Genomic DNA, 19,280 nt, shown 5'->3' with positions numbered 1-19,280 from the left:
AGAGGGAGGCAGGGAAGGGCGAGGGGTCCTTGCCTCACTTCTGGAAAATCAGCGGCACCGGGTTGTAACCGGGAATCACGCCGAGGTTGTACACGTAGTTGCCGTACCTGTCGCTGATGGCCCCGATGTTTTCGGGCTTGGCGATGGGCGTGACCGGCAGGTTCTGGGCAAAGTTGAGCTGCCAGCGGGTGTAGAGCGCCTTGCGCTTGCCCGCATCAGTGGTGGTCGAGGCGTCGTCGAAGATGTTGTAGATTTCCTTTTCCCAGGGAAACATCTTGGCGACGTTGGGCTTGTTGCCTTCCTGCGCGGGCATGAGAGAACGGTGCCAGTAGTACAGCGCCCCGCCGGGCTGCCAGATGGGACGGCGCAGTTCGGGGTCGGGCTGGTCGCCGAAGGCGTGCAGAATCATTTCCCAGTTGCCGCTCTGCCCCGTCGAGAGCAGCTTGCTGCTGAGGATGCCCCTCAGGTTCACCTTGACGCCCACCTTGGCGAAGTCGCTCTGGATGATGGCGGCCATCGGCGGGTACACGGGCGAGTCGGTGCCGTAGGTGAGGTCGAACTCCAGCGGCTTGCCGTTACTCATCAGGCGGATGCCCGCGCTGTTCTTCTTGCTCAGGCCCAGGGCGTCGAGCGCCTTGTTCGCGGCGGCGAGGTCGAAGCTGCCGAGCTGCCGGGTGGTGTTGGCGTAGAACGCCTTGTTCGCAGGAGCGACGCCGTGACCGGGCAGGCTGGCGAGGCCGTTGTATACGGTGTCGATGATGCGCTCGCGGTTCAGGGCGCTCTGCATGGCGCGGCGGAAACGCACGTCGCTGAACAGTTTGGCGAGGGCGGGGTCCTTGGCATCGAAGTTGTAGGCCACGAAGGGCGGGCTGCCGAACAGTGCCGTCGAGCGGATGACCTTGAACTTGGCGCCCGCGACTTCCTTCTGCTTGAGGTCGGGGAACTGGGCACCGGAAATGTTGAGCTGGTCGAGGTTTCCGGCGAGGAACTGCGACACCTGCGCCTGCGGGTCACGCAGAATCAGGAATTCGAGGGTGTTGAGGTAAGGCAGTTTGGTGCCCTTGGCGTCCACCTTCCAGGAGTTGGGGTTCCTGGTGAGCGTGACTTTTTGCCCCGCCGTGTACCGGCTGAGCTTGAAGGGGCCGGTGCCGACCACTTCGGATTCGCTGACGTTGGTGGGCCACGCCTTGTTCACGTCCGCGCCGGTGAATTTGCCCAGCTTGTGCTGCGGCATGATGAAGTACCGCTGCTGGAGGAGGAAGGCGGGCGCGGGGCGCGGCAGGTCGAACTGCACCACGTAGTCGCTGACCTTCTTGATGGTCACGGGCTGCCCGTCGAGCTTGAAGTTTCCGGCGTCCCCGGCGCGGGCCTCGGGGTTCATGATGAAGTTCTTGTAGGTGAACACCACGTCGTCGGCGTTGAAGGTCTGGCCGTCGGACCACTTGACGCCCTGGCGCAGCTTGAAGGTGTAGGTCTTGCCGCCGTTGCTGACCGTCCAGCTTTCGGCCAGCGCGGGTTCGAGCTTGTAGGTGGCGAGGTTGAACTCGACCAGCCCGTCGAACAGCTGCTGCGAAATCAGGCCGAGGTTGTTGTCGATGGCGCCGTAGTAAAAGAGGCTCTGCGGGCTGTCACCCAGGGCCAGCGTGAAGGTGCCGCCGGGCTTGCCGGTGGTGACGCCGAGGGAGCCGTAGCCGCTGACTTTCTTGGGTGCGGCGAGGGCGCTGCCGCCCAGGAGGGCCAGGCTGAGAAGGACGAACGTGGTGCGCTTGGGCATAGGGGTTGACCTCCGAATGACAGGTGGAGTGTAGGCGGGTTGTCAAGTCTGACCTTCACTCTAAGACCAATTGCATTCCAATGACAAGACCTTTTCAGGATTGGTCCGCAAGTGGTACGGTTGCGGCGTGGCCCTGCCTGCTTCACCTGCCCCTGTCTCCCCCGCGCCCGACCCGCCCGCGTGGTGGGTGGCGCTGGACCCCGGCAACGCGGCCCCCGCCTACGTGCAACTCGCGCAGGGGCTGCGCCAGCGCATCGAGAGCGGCGAGCTGGCCCCGGGCAGCGCCCTGCCCGCCGAACGCGAACTGGCCGCACACCTCGGCGTGTCGCGGGTCACGCTACGCCAGGGGCTGAGCCTGCTGGAAGCCGAGGGGCTGCTGCGGCGCAGGCGGGGGAGCGGCACCTTCGTTTCCGGGCCTGCGCCCGCCTCGCGCCAGCTCGGGCTGCTGAGTTCCTTTTCGGACGAGGTGCGGGCGCAGGGCGGCGTGCCGGGAGCGCGGGTGCTTCAGTTTGCCCGCACCCGTCCGGCTCCCCAGGAAGCGCTGAGCCTCGGCCTCGCGCCGGGAGCGGAGGTCTACCGCCTGCGCCGCCTGCGCACCTCCGACGGCGAGCCGATGGCGGTGGAGCAGAGCACGCTGCCCGCCGCGCTGGTCGGCCCCCTGACCCCGGCAGACGTGACCGACGCCAGCCTCTACGCCCTGCTGAGCGCCCGGCAGCTTGCCCCGGCCCGCGCCCTGCGGCACCTGCGGGCACAGAACGCCGACGCCGAACTCGCCGCGCTGCTGGGGGTCGAAAAGGGCGCGGCGCTGCTCACCACCGAGCGGGTGTCGTGGCTGGCGGACGGGCGCCCGGTGGAGTACGCCCGCGCCTGCTACCGGGGCGACCGCTCCGACTTCGTGATGGAACTGCGCGGAGAAGGCGCGTGAGCCGTGCGCCGCGCGTCCTCGGCCTGATGAGCGGCACGAGCGCCGACGGCATCGACGCCGCGCTGCTCGAACTTCCCGGCTGGCCCGCGCTGGGTGACTTTGCGGCGCGGCACGGACAGGCGTTTCCGGCGCTGACGGCCTTTCCTGCCGGGGAGCCGCGTGGCCGGGTCGTCGCCCACACCTTTACCCCTTACTCCTCCGAGCGGCGGGAGCGGGTGCTGCACGCCATGCGGGGCGAGGCGAACAGCGCCGAACTCACGCAACTGCACTGGGAGCTGGGCGCGGCGCTGGCGGAGGCGGCCCGCGAACTCGCGCCGCAGGCCGACCTGATTGCCAGTCACGGCCAGACGGTGCAGCACCACCCCCGGCCCGACCCGGCACGCGGCTGGGCGCGGCCCGCCACCCTGCAACTCGGGGAAGCGGCGGTGATTGCCGAGGAGACAGGCAAGCCGGTGGTGTCCGACTTCCGCCCGGCCGACCTCGCGGCGGGGGGCGTGGGAGCGCCGCTGGTGCCCTTCGCGGACTGGGCCATGTTTGCCGAGGACGGAACAAGCCGCGCCGTGCTCAATGTGGGCGGACTGGCGAACGTCACCTTTTTGCCCGGTCTGGACGCGGGCGGCGTGGTGGCCTTCGACACCGGCCCCGGCAACTGCCTGCTCGACGAACTCGCCGGGCAACTGGGCCAGAGCTGCGACGAGGACGGCAGGCTGGCCGCGCAGGGTCGTGAGGACGCCGCGACGCTGGAGCGCTGGCTGGCGCACCCCGAGCTGAGTGCGCCCCCGCCCAAGGCCACCGGGCGCGAGGTGTGGACCCTCTCACGGCTGCCCGCCCCCACCCCCGGCCTGTCGCTGCCCGACCTCGCCGCCACCGCCGCCCGCCTGACCGCCCGCAGCATTGCCGGAGCACTGCGCTTTTTGCCTGCCCCGCCGGACGAAGTCGTCATCGCCGGGGGCGGGGCCAGAAACCCCACGCTGCGGCGCCTGCTTGGGGAAGAACTCGGCGGGCTTCCGCTGCGCACCTTCAACGACCTCGGCTGGGACGCCTGCGGCTGGGCCGACGCCACCCGCGAGGCCGCCGCCTTCGCCTTTCTCGGCTACGCCCACGCGCAGGGCTGGCCCAACACCTTGGCGCAGACGACGGGAGCGCGGCGGGCGGTCAGCGGCGGCAAACTGACGCCCGCTCCCTTTTCCACCCCGTTTACTCCCTCAAAGGACACCTGCCCATGACCGACCCCCGCCGCACCGAACAGGTTCACCCCGACTACGCCGACCTCGACACCCTTCCCCCCGACGCCCTGGTGGCGGCGCTGGTGGGCGACCAGCTCGGCGCGGTGCGGGCGGTGCAGGCGGCGGCCCCGCAACTGACGGCGGCACTCAGCGCGGCCCTGCCCCGGCTGGAGCGCGGCGGGCGACTGGTCTACGCGGGCGCGGGCACCAGCGGGCGGCTGGGGGTGCTCGACGCCACCGAACTGACCCCGACCTTTTCCTGGCCTCCTGACCGCGCCGTGCCGCTGATTGCCGGGGGCGAGCGGGCCATCCGGCAGGCGGTGGAGGGCGCCGAGGACGACGCCGCAGCGGGCGAGCGCGACGTGCAGGCGGTGGGCGTCGGCCCCGACGACGTACTGATCGTGGTGGCGGCGAGCGGCACGACCCCTTACGCGCTCGGCGCAGCGGCAGCAGGACGGGAAGTGGGAGCACTCACCATCGGCCTCGCCAACAATCCGGGGGCACCCCTGCTCGCGGCGGTGGCCTGCCCGGTGCTGCTCGACACCGGCCCCGAAATCATCAGCGGCAGCACCCGTCTCAAAGCGGGCACCGCCCAGAAAATCGCGCTGAACACGCTTTCGAGCGCCCTGATGGTGCGGCTGGGCAAGCTCTACGGCAACCTGATGGTGGACGTGCGGGCCACCAACGCCAAACTGGAGGGCCGGGCGCGGCGGCTGGTGCAGCACGCGACGGGGGCCGAGGCGGCGGCGGCGCAGGCCGCGCTCGAAGCCTGCGGCGGCAGCGTCAAAACCGCGCTCGTGATGCTCAAACTTGGCATCGGAGCGGAGGAAGCGGCGCGGCGGCTGGAGGCGGCGGGGGGGCATGCCCGGCGGGTGCTGGGCGAACAGGTGCTGGGCGAACAGGTGCGGGGCGAACAGGTGCGGGGGGAACAGGACGAGGAATTGAGCAGCTCCGGGCGCCTGACCCCCGAGAACCTGACCCCCGAGAACCTGACCCCCGAGAACCTGTCGGAGTAGAGGGATGCGGATTCCCGAGCAGACGGCCCGCCTGCTGCGTGCCCTGACCGACTCGCGGGCGCTGAGTGGCGCGGCGCTGGGGGTGGTCGGCGGCGCAGGCGAGCGGGCGACCCTGGTGCTGGGGCACGCGCAACTGGTGCCGGAAACGCGCGTGCTGACGCCAGCCCACTGGTTCGACCTCGCCAGCCTGACCAAGCCCCTGCTGACGGCCAGAGAAGTGCTGCGGGCCACAGGGCGCGGGCAACTCGACCTGGACGACCCCCTCTCGGTCCATCTCCCGGAGACGGGGGGGCGGGCGCTGGGCGGGCGCACGCTGCGGCAACTGCTCAGCCACTCGTCCGGGGTCCCGGCGGGCGGGTTCCTGCCGCTGCACGAGTGGGGCGACCCGGCCACCATCCGCGCCCGGCTGCCCCTCGAACCCTGGGAACTGGGCGAAGTCGGCGCGGTGGAGTACTCCGACCTCGGGTATCTGCTGCTGGGTCTGGTGCTGGAGCGCGTGACCGGGCGTCCCCTGGGCGACTTCGAGCTGGACGCGGGACTGACCTTTTTTCCCGACCCGGCGCAGGCCGTCGCCACCGAGGCTTGTCCCTGGCGCGGGCGCGTCATGCGTGGCGAGGTGCATGACGAAAAGGCGTTTGCCCTGGGCGGTCCGGCGGGACACGCGGGGCTGTTCGGCACCCTGGACGGGGTGCTGAGTCAGGCCGAGCGGTTGCTGCGCGGCGGCTGGCTGGGCGCAGCGGCGCAGGCGGCGGCCCTTCGCCCGGAAACGGGGGGACAGACCCTCGCCTTCGTGCAGGCGCAGCCCGGCTGGAGCGGGGGCAGCCTGTGCAGTCCCTCGGCCTACGGGCACACCGGGTTCACCGGGACCGGGCTGTGGGTGGACCCGGAGCGCGGCCTGGCTTGGACCCTGCTGACCAACCGCGTGCACCCGCGCCGCCAAACGAGCATCGACATTCAGGCCTTGCGGCGGGCGGTGGGCAACACCCTGCTGGCGCACCTGGGCTGAGGCGCAGGCCCTGGCCCCACGCCTTCTTCTTCAATCTTCAAACTTCGCGCCCGAACAGGTCCAGCCGGTAGCCCTGCTGCGCGTCGCCGTGCCGCTCGCCGCATCGCCAGCGCAGGCCGTGGCCGACCCGCCGCCGCGCCGCCTCGTGGACCGCGTCGCCGGTCTGGGGGTAATCGTGGACCGGGGGGGTCCAGTGGACCAGCAGCAGCGTGCCGCCGGGAGAGAGCCGCGCCAGCACCGCGTCCAGCGCCCGTTCCAGGTCTGCAGGCGAAAGGTAATACAGCACCTCCGAGAGCAGCACCAGGTCGAACGGCCCGGCGGGGAGGTCGTCCGGCAGCGCCCGGCGCTCGAAGCGGACCTGCGGCAAGGCGGCGCAGCGCTCGCGGGCACGGGCCAGCGCCTTTTCGTTGATGTCTGTGGCCACCAGTGCCCGTGTCCGGTGCGCCAGTTGCGCCGTCAGCACGCCGATGGAGCAGCCGACCTCCAGGCCCCGGGCGTACCTCTCAAGCGGCAGGGCGGCCAGGGTCCGGGCGTACTTGGCGGCCTCGTAGGCGCTCGTCTCGAAGTTCCAGGGATCCTCGCTGGCGCCGTAGACCTCCTCGAAATAGCGGGGGGGCAGGGTCATGGCACAGGTTTAGCGTATGATACGGATTCCGATTGAATCCAGCAGATTTCTGGATTCAATCCGACTGAAAGGAGTAGGAAAAGATACGGGTTACGCGATATGGATGCACAGGCGGCGCTTTCCCGACTGTGCAGGAATTAAGCGGAATCCGTATGACCGTCGGAAATACCGTTCCGGCCCCGCCAGCGCCCGCTCCACCATCTCCGGGGTGAGGGTGAAGCCGCCGGGGTCGTCGGGAATCAGCCCCAGTTGCGTGCGGTGCGCGGCAATGGCGCGGGCTTTGGCGTCGCGCCAGCGGCCCACCTCGAAGGTCAGTTCTCCGGCCTCGTCCGGGCGCGGCCAGTCGGCCTCCGCGCCGCGCTCGGGCAGCCAGACGGCGTATTCCAGGGCCAGGGCGCCGGGCGGCAGCGTGCCGTGCAGAAGCCGCCACGCGGCGCGGTGGTCGGGGTGCGGGTCGCGTTCCCAGGGCAGCAGCACGGTGCCGGGGATGGCCTGCGCCAGCGCCTGCCACACCTGCGAGCGGGCGGCGGGGGTCACGCTGCCCGCCAGCGCTCCGTCGGGCAACCCCAGCGCGGTGGTCCGGGCCGGGGGCACCCCCAGCACGCTCAGGCCCGAGCGCCACTCGCGCAGCCGCTCGGCGCTCAGTCGGGGCCGGGGGTAGGCGAGCGAAGCGGGGTGAGACGCGCCCCCGTCGGTCAGCAGCAGCGCCCAGACCTCTCGCCCGGCGTCGGTGAGTGCCGCCAGCAGCGCCCCGCAGCCCAGCGCCTCGTCGTCGGGATGCGGGGCGACCACCCAGACCGGGCCGGGCAGGGCCAGCGGGTCGAGCGGGGCAGAAAGCGTCAAGCCAACACTCACAGGAAGTCCCAGGATGCCCCGTTCTTTAGATCGGGGAGGAATGGGACGCCGCCCGTAGGGCGGCCTTTCTTTTCGTACACATAGAGCATATTCTTCTTTCCGTGAAGATTACGCTCACCGCCAAGCTCAAGCTGAACCACACCAGGGAGCAAAAAGCCGCCCTGGATGCGGTGACGTTGAGCTTTCGGGATGCGCTGAACTTTACGAGTCAGAAGGCGTTTGAGATGGAGAAATCCAGCAACGCCGCCAAGATTCAGAAGGAGGTCTACGCCACCCTCCGCGAACGGTTCGGGCTGGGCGCTCAGATGGCCTGCTCCGTTCCGCGTCAGGTGGGCGCGACGTACAAGACCCTCTGGACGAAGGTAAAGCAGAGCGCGGCGAAACGCGCCGTGAATCCGAAAGCCCGCAGGTACAAAGGGCTGGACCAAGCGCCCAAGTTCGTCTCCCGCACCCTGAGCTACCAGTACCAGCGCGACTACTCGTTCAAGAAAGGCCAGCAGGTGAGCATTTCCACCCTGCAAGGCCGTTTGGTCCTGCCCTACGAGGGCTACGCCAAGCATCTTGAATACATCGCGCAGGGCGCTGAAATCGGGGCGGGCAAGCTCTGGTACGACAAGCGGAAGAAGCAGTATTTCCTGCTTGTCCCGCTCTCGATTGAGCTTCCCGACCCCGACCCTATGACCCACAAGCAGGTGGTGGGCGTGGATGTGGGGATGCGGTACTTCGCCGTCGCCAGCAGCACCTCCAATCAAGCCTTCTTCAAGTCGGGTAAGGCGACCCTTCGCAAAGCGGAGAGGTATGCCAAAGCCCGCAAGTCGCTTCAGCAAAAAGGCACCCGTTCCGCAGTCCGCCGTCTGGTGGCGCTGTCGGGCCGGGAAAGACGGTTCATTGCTGACACCAATAGCTCTCTCGCTTCCGAAATCCTCAAAACCTATCCCCACGCCTTTATCGGCGTCGAAGAATTGACCGGAGTGCATGAGCGTACCGAAAGACGCAGCCGCCCGAACAGTTCTGAGAAGCAGAGGAAGGCCAATCGCCGCCGTGCGAGATGGAGCTACGCTGAGTTGCTGGGATTCCTGGCCTACAAAGCGCCGCTGCATGGCAGTTTCGTCGTGAAGGTTGACGCGCACTACACCAGCCAAACTTGCACCCGTTGCGGTCACTGCTCGAAAGGCAACCGCCCCAATTCCGGGTTGATGTTTGTTTGCGAAAGTTGCGGGTATCATCTGCACTCCGATTTGATGGGGGCCAGAAACGTAGGACTCAGGGCATTGCTTGTCCGGCAGGACTGGGCAAGCACGGGGTGTCTGTCATGCACCCCTGGTCGCCCTCAAAGCGCAGACCCGCAAGCTGGGTCTGCTGGGCGAGATGTGTCGGACGCTGAAGCCAAAGCGGCACGCCTTTCGAGGTACGCCGAGTTGCGGTGGAGTCCAGACACAAGCCCCCGCCTTTAGAGCGGGGTCATGACTCTTGCCCCCACGGGTCCATGTTCCCGGTCCCGAGCACGAAGCGTCCCAGGTCGAGTCGGGCCGCGTCGGGCGCTGGCTGGCGCAGGTAGAGCCGCAGGTCGCGCAGCAGCCGCTCGGTGGGCCAGAGCGGAAGCAGGCCCCGGGCGCCCACCGCCCGCTCCGCCGCCTCGCAGGCGAGCAGGCAGGCGTCCTCGGTCAGCATCCGCGCCAGCGAGACGTAGGCGAGGGGGCCTTCCAGGGCGTCTTCCCCGCTTGTGACCTCATCCCCGTCGAGCAGGCGTTGCGCCCGCTGCACCGTCTGCCAGGCCCCTTCCAGTCGAGCGGCCACTTCCGCGAAGCGCAGGCTCTGCACGTCGTCGTGGTGTCGGCCCAGCCGCTGCAAGGTTTCCCGCGCCGAGGCCAGCACCGCGTCGGCCCCGCCGAGTTGCGCGGCGAGAAACCGCAGGGCGCCCCCGCTGAAGGTCGGCTGCCGGTAGTAGTCGCCCGGCTGCCCGATCACGTCCCGTGCGCCGACCCGCAGCCCGCCGAGGTCCACCCGCTCGCTGACGGTGGCCCGCATTCCGGCAGGTTGCCAGAAGGCCGGGTCGAAGCGCCCGGGCCCGGGGGCAGCGGGCAGCAGGACCATGACCCGGCCCGCGTCCGTCTCGGCGGGGCACAGCGCCCGGGTGACCTGCCCGGCGCCCGAGGCGAAGGTCTTGTGCCCGCTCAGCACGCCGCCCCCCGGACCTTCCAGCCGCACCCCCGGCGCGTCCTCGGTGTTCCAGACGCCGAACAACTCCCCGGCCTGCGCGTCCTGGGCCGCCTGCTGCCCCTGCTCGGGCGTGCCGTAGCGCAGCACCAGGTCCAGCGCGTTGACATGGCCCTCGTACAGCCGGGCGACCGGGAGGCTCTCGCGCCCCAGTCGCCGCAGCAGAGGCAAGCGGGCCAGCGTGCCCAGCCCGCCCCCTCCCAGGTCATGGGGAAGGGTGGCGACCAGCAGCCCGGCGTCCCGCAGCGCCGCGAAAGACGCCGCCGGAAACGCCCGCGCCGCGTCGGCCTCTGGCGCCTCGGCCCGAATCACCGGCGCCACCACGTCCAGCCGCGCCAGCGCGTCGGCCAGAGTGCGCGGCGACTCCTTGACGGGGCCAGGGTGGCGAGGGGGCACGGCAGGCGCCGTCCGGTCACGCACCTCGGGCAGCGCCTGCGCCCGCGTCAGCGCGTCCCACAGCGCGGGGTCGGCGGGGCGCTCGCCCCGGGCGTCGGGGTAGTCCCACAGCCCGTTGTGGCAGTGGCGGTCGTCGTCCCAGCCGGGGTGATTGACGACGGGATAGAGGCACACCCCCTCCACCGGCGCCCCGGCGCGGCGGGCCTCCAGCGCGGCCCCGGTCACGTAACTCAGCCACTCGCCGCGCCCGGCGCCCTCGGTGCCGGTTTCCGCAATCAGGAGGGGCCGCCCGTAGCGCCGCGCGGCGCCGGTCAGCAAGTCAGGCAGCGGGCGGTGCGCGGGGTGACCGGGCAGGAGGCTCTCGCGCTCCTCCTCGCCTTCATAGTGAAACCACTGGTTGTAGGGGTAGTAGTTGACGCCGATGACGTCCAGATACCGCTCGTGCCCGCCGAGGTCCGGGCGCAGGTGGCCGCGCAGCATGTCCAGCGCCGCGAATTGCGCCTCGTGCAGCTCGCGGGCGCGCTCCGCCTGCCAGGGCCGCCCGGGGTGGTGGCCGACCACGATCAGCGGCTCGGCGTGCAGGAACCGCGCCGCCGGGTCCACCTCGCGCACCGCGTCCATCGCGGCGATGACGGCCCGCACGAGCTGCGCCTTGAGGTCGTCGCCCCGGTTCCGGGCAAACGGGTTGAGGTAGCCCACCTCGCCTCCGCCCCAGGCCAGAAAGGAAACCTCGTTGACCGGGCAAATCCACAGTGCCCCCTGCGTCTCGGCCCGCAGAAACCGGGCAGCGGCGCGGGCGAACTGGGCAAAGTGGGCCGGAAACCCGGGCGCGAAGGGGTCCACGAAGTCGGGAAAGCCGTAATGCAGCAGGTCCCAGATGACCGTGACCTCCTGCTCGCGGGCGGCGCGAACCTGGGCGCGGGCGCTGGCAAAGTCGTACTCGCCGGGCACGCGCTCGATGAGGTGCCAGCGCAGGCCGTCACGGGCGCCCGCCATCCCCGCTGCCCGCAACCGGGCGTAATCCTGCGCGGCGAAGTGGTCGTGGCGGGTGGCGTCGATCACGTCCACGCGGCGTCCCGAGGGGCGGCGGTGGGTGCTGCACTCGAAGCCGCCCAGAAAAAAAGTGGAAAACAGAAACGGGTCCGGCGCCGCCCGGCCAGCGGGCAGGGAAGGGCAGGCGGACAGGACAGATACGGAAGACTCCGGCGCAGAAGCACACATGCGCCCTACCCTGTCACGCGCTGGCGGGGGCCGGGGTGTCCCAGGCGACAAGGGGGAGGGACCAGACCCGGCGGCCCGGTCCCTCCCCACAGTTCAGCGCTTCAGCGCTTCGCCAGCCAGGACTTCGCCACCGCCGCCGCACTCTCGCCGCCGACAGCAATCCGGCCATTGAGCTGCGCCAGGGTCCTCGCGTCGAGTTTGGCGAAAATGGGGTTCATGATCTTGGCGATTTCCGGGTACTTCTGCGCCACGCTCTGGCGCACCGTCAGCGCGGGCTGGTAGACCGCCACCGCGCCTTTGGGGTCGCTGAGTGCCACGAGGCCGAGCGCACCGATGGCGCCGTCGGTGCCGTAGGCCATCGCCGCGTTGACGCCGCTGGTGCCCTGCGCCGCCGCCGTTTCGGTCTGGGTGGTGTTGCCGCCGGGGACGATGACCAGTTGCGAGGGCTTGAGCTTGAAACCGTAGGCCTTTTCAAAAGCTTTCAGCGCGTCGTCGCGGTCCACGAATTCCTGGCTGGCGGCGAGTTTGACCGGCTTGCCCGCCTTCACGTAACGGGCGAAATCGGCCATCGTCTTCAGGCCATTGGCCTGCGCCAGCTTGGCAGGCACGGCAATGGCCCAGGTGTTGTTGGCCGGGGCGCGGGTCAGCCACACCACCTTGTTCAGCTTGAGGTCGAGGGCCTTGACGGTGGTGTACGCCTTGACCGCGTCACGGCTCACCTTGGGGTCGATTTTCTGCCCGGCCTCGGTCAGCAGGTAGATGGCGCTGCCGGTGTACTCGGGATACAGGTCGATTTCGCCTTGCAGCAGCGCCTTGCGGACCACGTTGGTGGCGCCGGTGGAGCACTTGTCGTTGACCTTGAAGCCGCCGCGCTCAAGGGCCTGCTTGGTGATCTGGCACAGCAGGGCGCCCTCGGTGTCGATTTTGCTGCCCACCGTGACGGTCTTCTGGGCAAGCGCGGTGGGCAGGAGCAGCAGGGCGGAGAGGGTGAGCAGTCGGTTCATGGGGGCCTCCGGAGAGCAGGGTGAGGGGGGCAGGGCCGGCAAACCCGTCTACCCTAGCCCCCCCCGCCCGCTGACTGTGTCGGGCGCCGCACACTGCCGCCCCGGATGAAGGCGCGGTCAAGGCCCCCTCATGCCGCTGGCGTGGCCCGCCGCCGACAGTGGGGGGATGCCAACCCCCGTTCCTGCGCTGGCCCCCCGGACCCTGGTGCGTCCGGTGCTGCTGCTCGCGGGCGTGCTGGGGCTGCTCGCCTGCGCCGTGAGTTGGGTCGATTTCCGGCCCAACCGACTGGTGCAGGGCGAAGGCCGCACGCTGGCCGCGCTGGGGCTGCCGCTGTGGTGGGGCCTTCCGCTGGCCTGGGCCGCGCTGCTCGCCTGCGGGTGGCTTGCGGCCCGCTGGCAGCGGGTTCTGGCGCCCCTGCTGTACGTGGCGACCGCCTATGGGGTCAGCCACCTGCTCGGCGCGGCGGCCACCACGCTCGTCAGCGAGGACAACCCGTTTGCGCGGGTGTCGCCCGCCGCCGGGCTGTGGCTGAGCGTCGCCGCGCTGTATGTCGCCGGGTTTGCCGTGAGCCGGGTCTGGCGCCCGGTCGGGCTGGCCGGGGCGCTCGCCTTCGTGCTGCCGCCGCTGCTGGGCGGGTGGAACACGCTGGGCCTCGTGCAGGAGTACCGCAACGTGGCCGACACCTTCTGGCCGCAGCTCGGCACCCACGCGGCCCTGAGCGTCATCGCCCTTGTTCTCGCGGCGCTGCTCGGGCTGCCGCTGGGCATCGCGGCGGCGCGCAGCGAACGGCTGGCGGGCGGCGTGCTGGGCTTTGCCAGTTTCCTTCAGACGGTTCCCAGCGTGGCGCTGTTCGGTCTGCTGCTGCCGGTGTTCTCCGCACTGGGCCGGGGCGTGAGCGTGGGCACCTTTCTGGCGTGGGCCGGGGGCGCCCTCGCCCTGGGCCTGGGCCTGACCCGGCTGCGGCGGCTGGCCCCCCTGGGTGGCCCTGTGGGCGGGCTGCTCGCGCTGCTCGGGGGGCAGGCGCTGCTGCTGCTCGCGGGGCTGGGCCTCTTGCAGGTCGTGCAGGGCGCGTGGCTGGGCGGCGACGGCCTGAGCCGGGACGCCTTTTCGCCCTCGGCGCCGCTGGGGGCCTGGGGGGTGCGCGGCATCGGCGCGGCCCCGGCGCTGCTGGCGCTGACGCTCTACGCCCTGCTGCCCATCGTCGTCAACACCTTCGTGGGGCTGCGGGGGGTGCCCTCCGGCATTCCTGACGCGGCGCGCGGCCTGGGCATGACCCCGGCGCAGGTGCTGTGGCGGGCCGAGTTGCCGGTGGCGCTGCCCTACGTTTTCGAGGGCCTGCGCAGCGCCCTGGTCCTGACCTTCGGCATCGCCACCATCGCCGCACTGATCGGGGCGGGTGGGCTGGGGTTTTTCATTCAGCGCGGCGTGGAAGGCAACGTGCCCGACCTCGTGCTGCTCGGCGCCCTGCCCATCGTCCTGATTGCGCTGCTGCTCAGCGAGGGCCTGCGGCGGCTCGGCGGGTGGCTGACCCCGAAAGGACTGCGGGCCGGGGAGAACCCGGTATGAACGCCCTGCGCCCCTCGCCCCTCTCTCCTCCGCGAGCCTCCTATGATTGAATTCCTGAACGTCACCAAAAGTTTCGGCGGCCCCGCCATCCTGCACGACATTTCGCTGACGGTGCCGAGGGGCGAACTCGTCATCCTGATCGGGCCTTCAGGCTGCGGCAAAAGCACGCTGCTGCGGCTGGTCAACCGCCTGCTGGAACTGACCTCGGGCGACGTGCGGGTGGGCGGGGTCAGCGTGCTGGAACAGGACCCGGTGGCGCTGCGGCGGCGGCTGGGGTACGTGATTCAGAGCGTGGGGCTGTTTCCCCACCTGACCGTGCAGGAAAACGTCGAACTCGTGCCCAGCATCAGCGGCGTGGCACGGGAAGCGCGGGCGGCGCGGGCACGCGAGTTGCTTTCGCTGATGGGCCTGGAGCCGGGGCAGTACGCCGGGCGCTATCCCCGGCAGCTTTCGGGCGGACAGCAGCAGCGCGTCGGCATCGCCCGCGCCCTCGCCGCCGACCCCGAATACCTCCTGATGGACGAGCCGTTCTCGGCGCTCGACCCGGTTACCCGCGCCCACCTGCAAGAGCAGTTCCTGACCCTGAAACGTGAAATCGGCAAGACCATCCTCTTCGTCACGCACGACGTGGACGAGGCCGTGCGGCTGGGCGACCGCATCTGCGTGCTGGGAGCGGGGGCCGTGCAGCAGTACGCCGCGCCGGAAGAAGTGCTGCGCCGCCCGGCGAACGACTTCGTGGCGAGCTTCGTGGGCGAGGGCCGCGAGCTGCGCCGCCTCGGTCTGCGCCCGGTTCGCGCGGTGATGCGACCCGGTGCGGGAAGCGCCGAGGCGCTCGGCACGGTGGCGGCAGACCTGCCCGCCGACCAGGCCCTCTCGCGGCTGCTCGGCGCGGGCGACGGCGTGCTGAACGTGGTGGACGCGGGCGGCGCGGTGGTCGGTACCCTGCGGCTGGCCGATTTCGGGGCCGCGTGAAGGGCGCTGCGGCCCGGCGCTGGCGGCCTGTGCTGGGGCCGCTGCTCGGCTGGCTGGCCTTCTTTGCGCTGGTGTCGGCGCAGCAGGGGTGGAAGGCGGCCCTCTCGCGCCTCTTTCCGCAGGTCAGCACGCCGGTTTTCGAGCGTGAAACCCTGCTGGCGCTGACCGCTCAGCACCTTCAGCTCACCGGCCTGTCCATGCTGCTGGTGCTGGCGGCGGGGCTGACCCTCGGCCTCTGGGCGACCCGGCGGCGCGGGCAGCCCTTCTTGCCGCTGGTGGGCAACCTCACGACGGTGGGCCAGACCTTTCCTCCGGTGGCCGTGCTGTTTCTCGCGTTGCCGATTCTGGGGTTCGGCCCCCGCGCCGCGATTCTGGCGCTGTTCGCCTACGCGCTGTTGCCGGTCACGCGGGGCGTGATTCTGGGCCTTCAGAGTGTGCCCGCAGACGTGCAGGACGCCGCACGCGGCCTGGGCCTGAGCGAACGCGAGCGGCTGTGGCGACTGGAATGGCCCGCCGCGCTGCCCTCCACCCTGGCCGGGATTCGCACCGCGCTGGTGCTCACGGTGGCGACCGCGACCCTGGCCCCACTGGTCGGCACTGGCGGGCTGGGCGTGCCGATCATCGCCGGGCTGGGGGCCGACAACCTCGCCCTGATTCTGGAAGGCGCGGTGCCGGTGGCCCTGCTCGCCCTGCTGTGCGACTGGACCCTGCGGGTGCTGGAGCGCAGCCTGACGCCCTGGGCCATGCAGACCTGACGACGGGGCGGCGCGGGCGTCGGGCCTTTCGATAAGGGGACAGGCCACGTCACCGCCACGCTGTCTGGCCCGTTTCCTGCGGCAACCCCCAACGTTGTCTTGAGCCGCTCCTTCTCCGCGTCGAGGCCGGGGGTTTTACGCTGGCGCCATGACTTCTGCGACTGCCACCCCTCCGGGGCTGATGCCTGCGGCCTTGCCGCGCACCATCGACCTGTCGTACCCGTCCAACCGCTGGGCGGTGCTGGGGCTGCTCGGCGGCGTGGCGCTGGGACGGCTGCGGGGGCGGTCGTGGGTGGGCAGCGTGGGCACCGGCCTGGGCGCCTTCGCGACCTGGGCATGTGCCCGTGAACTGGACCCCGACCACACCGTTTCGGCCAACGCCGCACTGCCGCTGGCCCTGGCCCTGTCGCTGGCAAGCGAGGACAGCAGCGACGCGGCGGTCATGGGCGAGGTGCTGGCCGCCTTCACTGCCCTGAGCAGTATGCGGACCCTGAGCGCGACCACCGGCGCGGCGGCCACGGCGGGCGACCAGGCCGCCCTCGGCGCGGCGGCGGCCATGTGTGCCGGAGCCGGACAGCAGGCGGCGGCGCTGCTGCCCGGCGCGGCCCTGGCGCTTTCGAGTCAGCAGGCCGACGACCTCTCGCCCCGGAACTCGGGAGGCGGCCCAGCGGCCCTGCTCGCGGCCCTGTTGCCGACCATCGCGGCCACCCGCGAAGGGGAGCGGCAGTCGCTCGGCAGCGTGGCGGTCGCCGGGGCGCTGCTGCTGGCGCCCATTCTCCTCAAACCCGAGGACGTGAACACCGAAACCGACCGGGGCGACCGGACCATCTCTGCCGAGCGGGTCGGCAAAGCGCGGCAGCTGGCGCTTGGCGGCCTCGCGCTGAGCGCCGTGCTGGGCGGCACCCGCAGTGCGCTGCCTCTCGCGTGCGCGGCCCTGAGCGTGGGCGCCCGGCGGCGTCTGAAGTAAAGCGCAAGGGGGACGCTGGCTCGCTCTGCTCCGGAAAAGAGAGGACAGGCCTTCTCTCCATTCCAAAGCGGCCTCATCAATGGTGCGGACAGTTTTAGGCGGCTTTGACGCCGAGTTCAAGCGGCCTAGTCGGATGTTTTTCCAACTCGTGAAATCGCGCCTCAAGACCGAGATTGCGAAGAATTCGGCGGGCAAAAAGCTGGTTGTAGGCCCGCCTTTTGATGTCTTCATAGGAGAACACCATCCGGGAGGCAGGACGCTGCAGGCGTCCTGCCTCTTCGAGCAAGACCTCTGCCCGTCCCAGACTCAGCGCAAAGAAGGCGGCATTCCAGTGGTTTTCCAACGCGATGGTGCGGCGAAGCTGACACGTGTTCAACCCCGCGAACTGCTTGGCATCCCGGAACACGAATTCCAGCCTGAACCGGGCGCTGTAGAGCGCCCGAATCTGCTCCGCTGGCAGAGTCGGGTCCGTGCTACAGAGCACCACATGCCCCTTCACCTTGCCGCGTCGGTCCAAATTTTGGATGACCACAACTCGGAGGAACCGCGTATAGTGGGGGGCCCACACGACGCGCGTCCACACCCGTTCTCGGTCCTCACCAGGCACACTGGCCCACCCATCGAAGTGGATGAAATCAACCTTTCCAGCCCATTTCTGTCGGCCTCCTCGCCGCTTGGGATGTGCGCCGGTAAAGGGGTAAAGCAGGTTGGCGTTGCACTGCATTTTGGTCACGAAGGCGTAGCCTTCGCGACTCACGGCGTCCATGAACATCGTCTTGGCGTACTGACCATCGGCGACCACCACCCGGAGATGCTGAGCTAACCAGGCGCGGCGCTGCTTGAGGAAAGACACCAGTTGATCCAGGTACTGTTCGAGGCGGTCAGCCTTTTGTCCACGTGGTTGAGTTTGTTGCACATGGACAGGGAAGGCATGATGGCCCGACCAGCTCAGCAGCGCCAGACACGACAGCTCCAAGCCGGTTTCGGAACGGTGCGATGCACCGTTCCAGAAGGCCCCCAACCCTGCGGTGTGCTTGCCCGACTTGGGAACGAAGCTGGCATCCAGTGCCAAGATGAAGCGCCCTTCCAACACGCCCAGTCGCACCAGGAGTTGCAGCAGGCCCCAGTGCAGCTCCGCCCACGGCAAGGTCTTCTGAAACCAGCGGCGGAGCGTCCGTTCGTTCCAGCCGCTATAGCGGCTGAAATTCCTGGCGTTGATCCGACCGGGAATGGCTTGCCAAAGCGGAATGAGTGCAGCAAAAAAACGATGTTGATGGGCGGGCAGGGCCAAAAGGGTCAGCAGAATCAGTAACATCGAAGCAGGTCTCCTGTGCGTGAAGTCATTTCAACCTCACCGTACCGGAGACCTCCCCTCTATCCCCTCGAAACTGTCCGCACCATTGCTCATACTCATGAGTTGCATTGAGTGAATAGTCCCAATAAGCACGTCTGGAACGTGCTTTTCTGTCTTGCGTGACCAAAAAGAAAAACTCGCTCCCAGACGTACAGGAATTCTACCGCGCCCTGGAGGCCGAATTGGCCCCGACGAAATGGCGCACGTTCGAGGGCACCTTGAGCATGTTTCTCGAAGGGGGAAGTCGCAAGCAACTCCGTCAGGTCAAGACCTGCTCACCCAGCACTGTCAGCCGACTGCTCAATACAATGAACACCCAACCACTGGAAAAAGCGCGTCTGCGCTTCCAAGTGAAGGCTCTCCGTGCTGCTTATGACCGTCTGCGTGGTCAAAAACCCTGGTTGGTGATTCGGGTGGACCTGACCAGCATCGAGAAAACGGGAAAGAGCCTCCCGTACACGCGAACCTACAACGGTGTGTTCGGTCTCCATCTCGTCGTCATCCACGTCAGCATCGGAAAGCTCAGCTTTCCGATGGGCCACGCCATCTATGACCCAGCACAGGAAGAAACACCGATCCAGTTGGCCCTGAAGCTCATCCGGCGCTTTCACCCCTATCTCTGGGGAGATCTCCCTCAGTTCCTGGTGATGGATTCGGGCTTCTACAGCGCAGATGCACTGGATTTGCTGCGTTGGTGGGGGTTTGAGCACATCAGTATCGGTGGCCGGTCTAACCTCCTCTTGGCTGATGGTCGTCAACTCAAGGAGGCAGGGCGCGGCGAATGTGTTGAACTGGCCGGTTTACCGGGGGTGCCCCTCTATGTGTCCTGGGTAGACCTGCCGCGTAACGACAAGATGAAGCGTTTCTACGTGCTGGACACGCAACCGGGAACGGCGCGAACACTGACCAGACGCCACAAAAGACGGTGGCTCATCGAGTCTTTCTTCAAATCGGCCAAGCATGACTTTGGACTAAAGGAAACCCGTCTCCGAACGGAGACGGGCATCGACAATTGGATCTTTCTCGTGTGGCTTAGCATTTCTCTGGCCCTCTACCAGCAATTCAGGGCAGGGATGACAGGGGGGCAATGCCCGGCCTGGTGCCTGACCCTGAGTGAAGCGGGGGAAGAAGTCCGCCTCGTCCTCATGCCGCACGTCGTCCGCCGCACGCTCCTTGCGGCCCTTTACCGCCTGGATGCTGCTGAACTGACGTTGCTGTCGGCAAAAACTGGGCAGGCTGCATAAATGCAACTCATGAGTCATACGGATTCCGCTTCATTCCTGCACAGTCGGGAAAGCGCCGCCTGTGCATCCATATCGCGGAATCCGTATTTTTTCCTACTCGCATCCGCTCTGCTGCGCAGCTTTGCAAGTCGGATTGAATCTGAAACGACCAGATTC

The 19,280-nt window shown here is 68.8% G+C and carries 16 protein-coding genes; 10 read left to right on the top strand and 6 right to left on the bottom strand.

Annotated elements, in window-relative coordinates:
- Positions 1–34: 34 nt before the first annotated feature.
- Positions 35–1,774, bottom strand: coding sequence for an ABC transporter substrate-binding protein (locus tag G6R31_RS14130; protein WP_017871730.1), 1,740 nt, complete (start codon positions 1,772–1,774; stop codon positions 35–37).
- 127 nt (positions 1,775–1,901) lie between these two features.
- Between G6R31_RS14130 and G6R31_RS14125 the strand changes: the two genes are divergently transcribed.
- The 4 genes from G6R31_RS14125 to G6R31_RS14110 are packed head-to-tail and all read left to right on the top strand — an operon-like array spanning position 1,902 to position 5,947.
- Positions 1,902–2,699, top strand: coding sequence for a GntR family transcriptional regulator (locus tag G6R31_RS14125; RefSeq protein ID WP_229659298.1), 798 nt, complete (start codon positions 1,902–1,904; stop codon positions 2,697–2,699).
- Complete coding sequence (locus tag G6R31_RS14120; RefSeq protein WP_017871728.1) at positions 2,696–3,925, top strand: anhydro-N-acetylmuramic acid kinase; 1,230 nt, start codon at positions 2,696–2,698, stop codon at positions 3,923–3,925. The genes G6R31_RS14125 and G6R31_RS14120 overlap by 4 nt, the downstream gene beginning before the upstream one ends.
- A complete protein-coding gene (locus tag G6R31_RS14115; protein WP_017871727.1) occupies positions 3,922–4,941 on the top strand; it encodes an N-acetylmuramic acid 6-phosphate etherase in 1,020 nt (339 codons plus the stop codon). The genes G6R31_RS14120 and G6R31_RS14115 overlap by 4 nt, the downstream gene beginning before the upstream one ends.
- Before the next feature lie 4 nt (positions 4,942–4,945).
- On the top strand, positions 4,946–5,947 hold the full coding sequence (locus G6R31_RS14110; RefSeq protein ID WP_017871726.1) for a serine hydrolase domain-containing protein: 1,002 nt from the start codon (positions 4,946–4,948) through the stop codon (positions 5,945–5,947).
- A gap of 37 nt (positions 5,948–5,984) precedes the next feature.
- Here G6R31_RS14110 and G6R31_RS14105 read toward each other — a convergent pair whose 3' ends face one another.
- A complete protein-coding gene (locus G6R31_RS14105) occupies positions 5,985–6,572 on the bottom strand; it encodes a class I SAM-dependent DNA methyltransferase (RefSeq protein WP_017871725.1) in 588 nt (195 codons plus the stop codon).
- A 90-nt stretch (positions 6,573–6,662) separates the two neighbouring features.
- Entirely contained in the window at positions 6,663–7,415 is a 753-nt protein-coding gene (locus G6R31_RS14100) for a PIG-L deacetylase family protein (RefSeq protein ID WP_017871724.1), read from the bottom strand.
- Between the two features lie 113 nt (positions 7,416–7,528).
- Here G6R31_RS14100 and G6R31_RS14095 point away from each other — a divergent pair, with 113 nt between their 5' ends.
- Positions 7,529–8,881: an RNA-guided endonuclease InsQ/TnpB family protein gene (locus tag G6R31_RS14095; protein WP_164994016.1), complete on the top strand. Its 1,353-nt coding sequence runs from the start codon at positions 7,529–7,531 to the stop codon at positions 8,879–8,881.
- A gap of 7 nt (positions 8,882–8,888) precedes the next feature.
- Here the strand turns inward: G6R31_RS14095 and G6R31_RS14090 are convergent, their stop codons facing one another.
- Both G6R31_RS14090 and G6R31_RS14085 read right to left on the bottom strand, forming a co-directional pair.
- Positions 8,889–11,261 carry an acyl-CoA dehydrogenase family protein gene (locus tag G6R31_RS14090; protein WP_081608345.1) on the bottom strand — a complete coding sequence of 791 codons (2,373 nt, stop codon included), beginning with the start codon at positions 11,259–11,261 and terminating at the stop codon, positions 8,889–8,891.
- Positions 11,262–11,362: 101 nt separating this feature from the next.
- A complete protein-coding gene (locus G6R31_RS14085) occupies positions 11,363–12,265 on the bottom strand; it encodes an ABC transporter substrate-binding protein (RefSeq protein ID WP_017871934.1) in 903 nt (300 codons plus the stop codon).
- 166 nt (positions 12,266–12,431) lie between these two features.
- Here G6R31_RS14085 and G6R31_RS14080 point away from each other — a divergent pair, with 166 nt between their 5' ends.
- The 4 genes from G6R31_RS14080 to G6R31_RS14065 all read left to right on the top strand — a co-directional run bounded on the left by G6R31_RS14080 (position 12,432) and on the right by G6R31_RS14065 (position 16,526).
- On the top strand, positions 12,432–13,832 hold the full coding sequence (locus G6R31_RS14080) for an ABC transporter permease (RefSeq protein ID WP_225983301.1): 1,401 nt from the start codon (positions 12,432–12,434) through the stop codon (positions 13,830–13,832).
- A gap of 42 nt (positions 13,833–13,874) precedes the next feature.
- Positions 13,875–14,804, top strand: a complete 930-nt coding sequence (locus tag G6R31_RS14075; RefSeq protein WP_017871932.1) for an ABC transporter ATP-binding protein — start codon at positions 13,875–13,877, stop codon at positions 14,802–14,804.
- Positions 14,801–15,559, top strand: coding sequence for an ABC transporter permease (locus G6R31_RS14070; RefSeq protein ID WP_017871931.1), 759 nt, complete (start codon positions 14,801–14,803; stop codon positions 15,557–15,559). Before G6R31_RS14075 ends, G6R31_RS14070 begins: the two co-directional genes overlap by 4 nt.
- A 148-nt stretch (positions 15,560–15,707) precedes the next feature.
- Complete coding sequence (locus tag G6R31_RS14065) at positions 15,708–16,526, top strand: hypothetical protein (RefSeq protein ID WP_025566826.1); 819 nt, start codon at positions 15,708–15,710, stop codon at positions 16,524–16,526.
- A gap of 94 nt (positions 16,527–16,620) precedes the next feature.
- Here G6R31_RS14065 and G6R31_RS14060 read toward each other — a convergent pair whose 3' ends face one another.
- The gene (locus tag G6R31_RS14060; protein WP_164993966.1) at positions 16,621–17,841 is read right to left on the bottom strand and encodes a transposase; all 1,221 of its coding nucleotides are present in this window, start codon (positions 17,839–17,841) and stop codon (positions 16,621–16,623) included.
- A gap of 158 nt (positions 17,842–17,999) precedes the next feature.
- On the opposite strand from G6R31_RS14060, the gene G6R31_RS14055 reads away from it, so the two are divergent.
- On the top strand, positions 18,000–19,124 hold the full coding sequence (locus G6R31_RS14055) for a transposase (RefSeq protein WP_164993946.1): 1,125 nt from the start codon (positions 18,000–18,002) through the stop codon (positions 19,122–19,124).
- Positions 19,125–19,280 lie beyond the last annotated feature (156 nt).

Origin of the sequence: Deinococcus wulumuqiensis R12 (assembly GCF_011067105.1) — a bacterium.
Taxonomy (GTDB): domain Bacteria; phylum Deinococcota; class Deinococci; order Deinococcales; family Deinococcaceae; genus Deinococcus; species Deinococcus wulumuqiensis.
The sequence above is the reverse complement of the archived record's forward strand: the minus strand, read 5'-3'. Positions and strand labels throughout refer to the sequence as shown.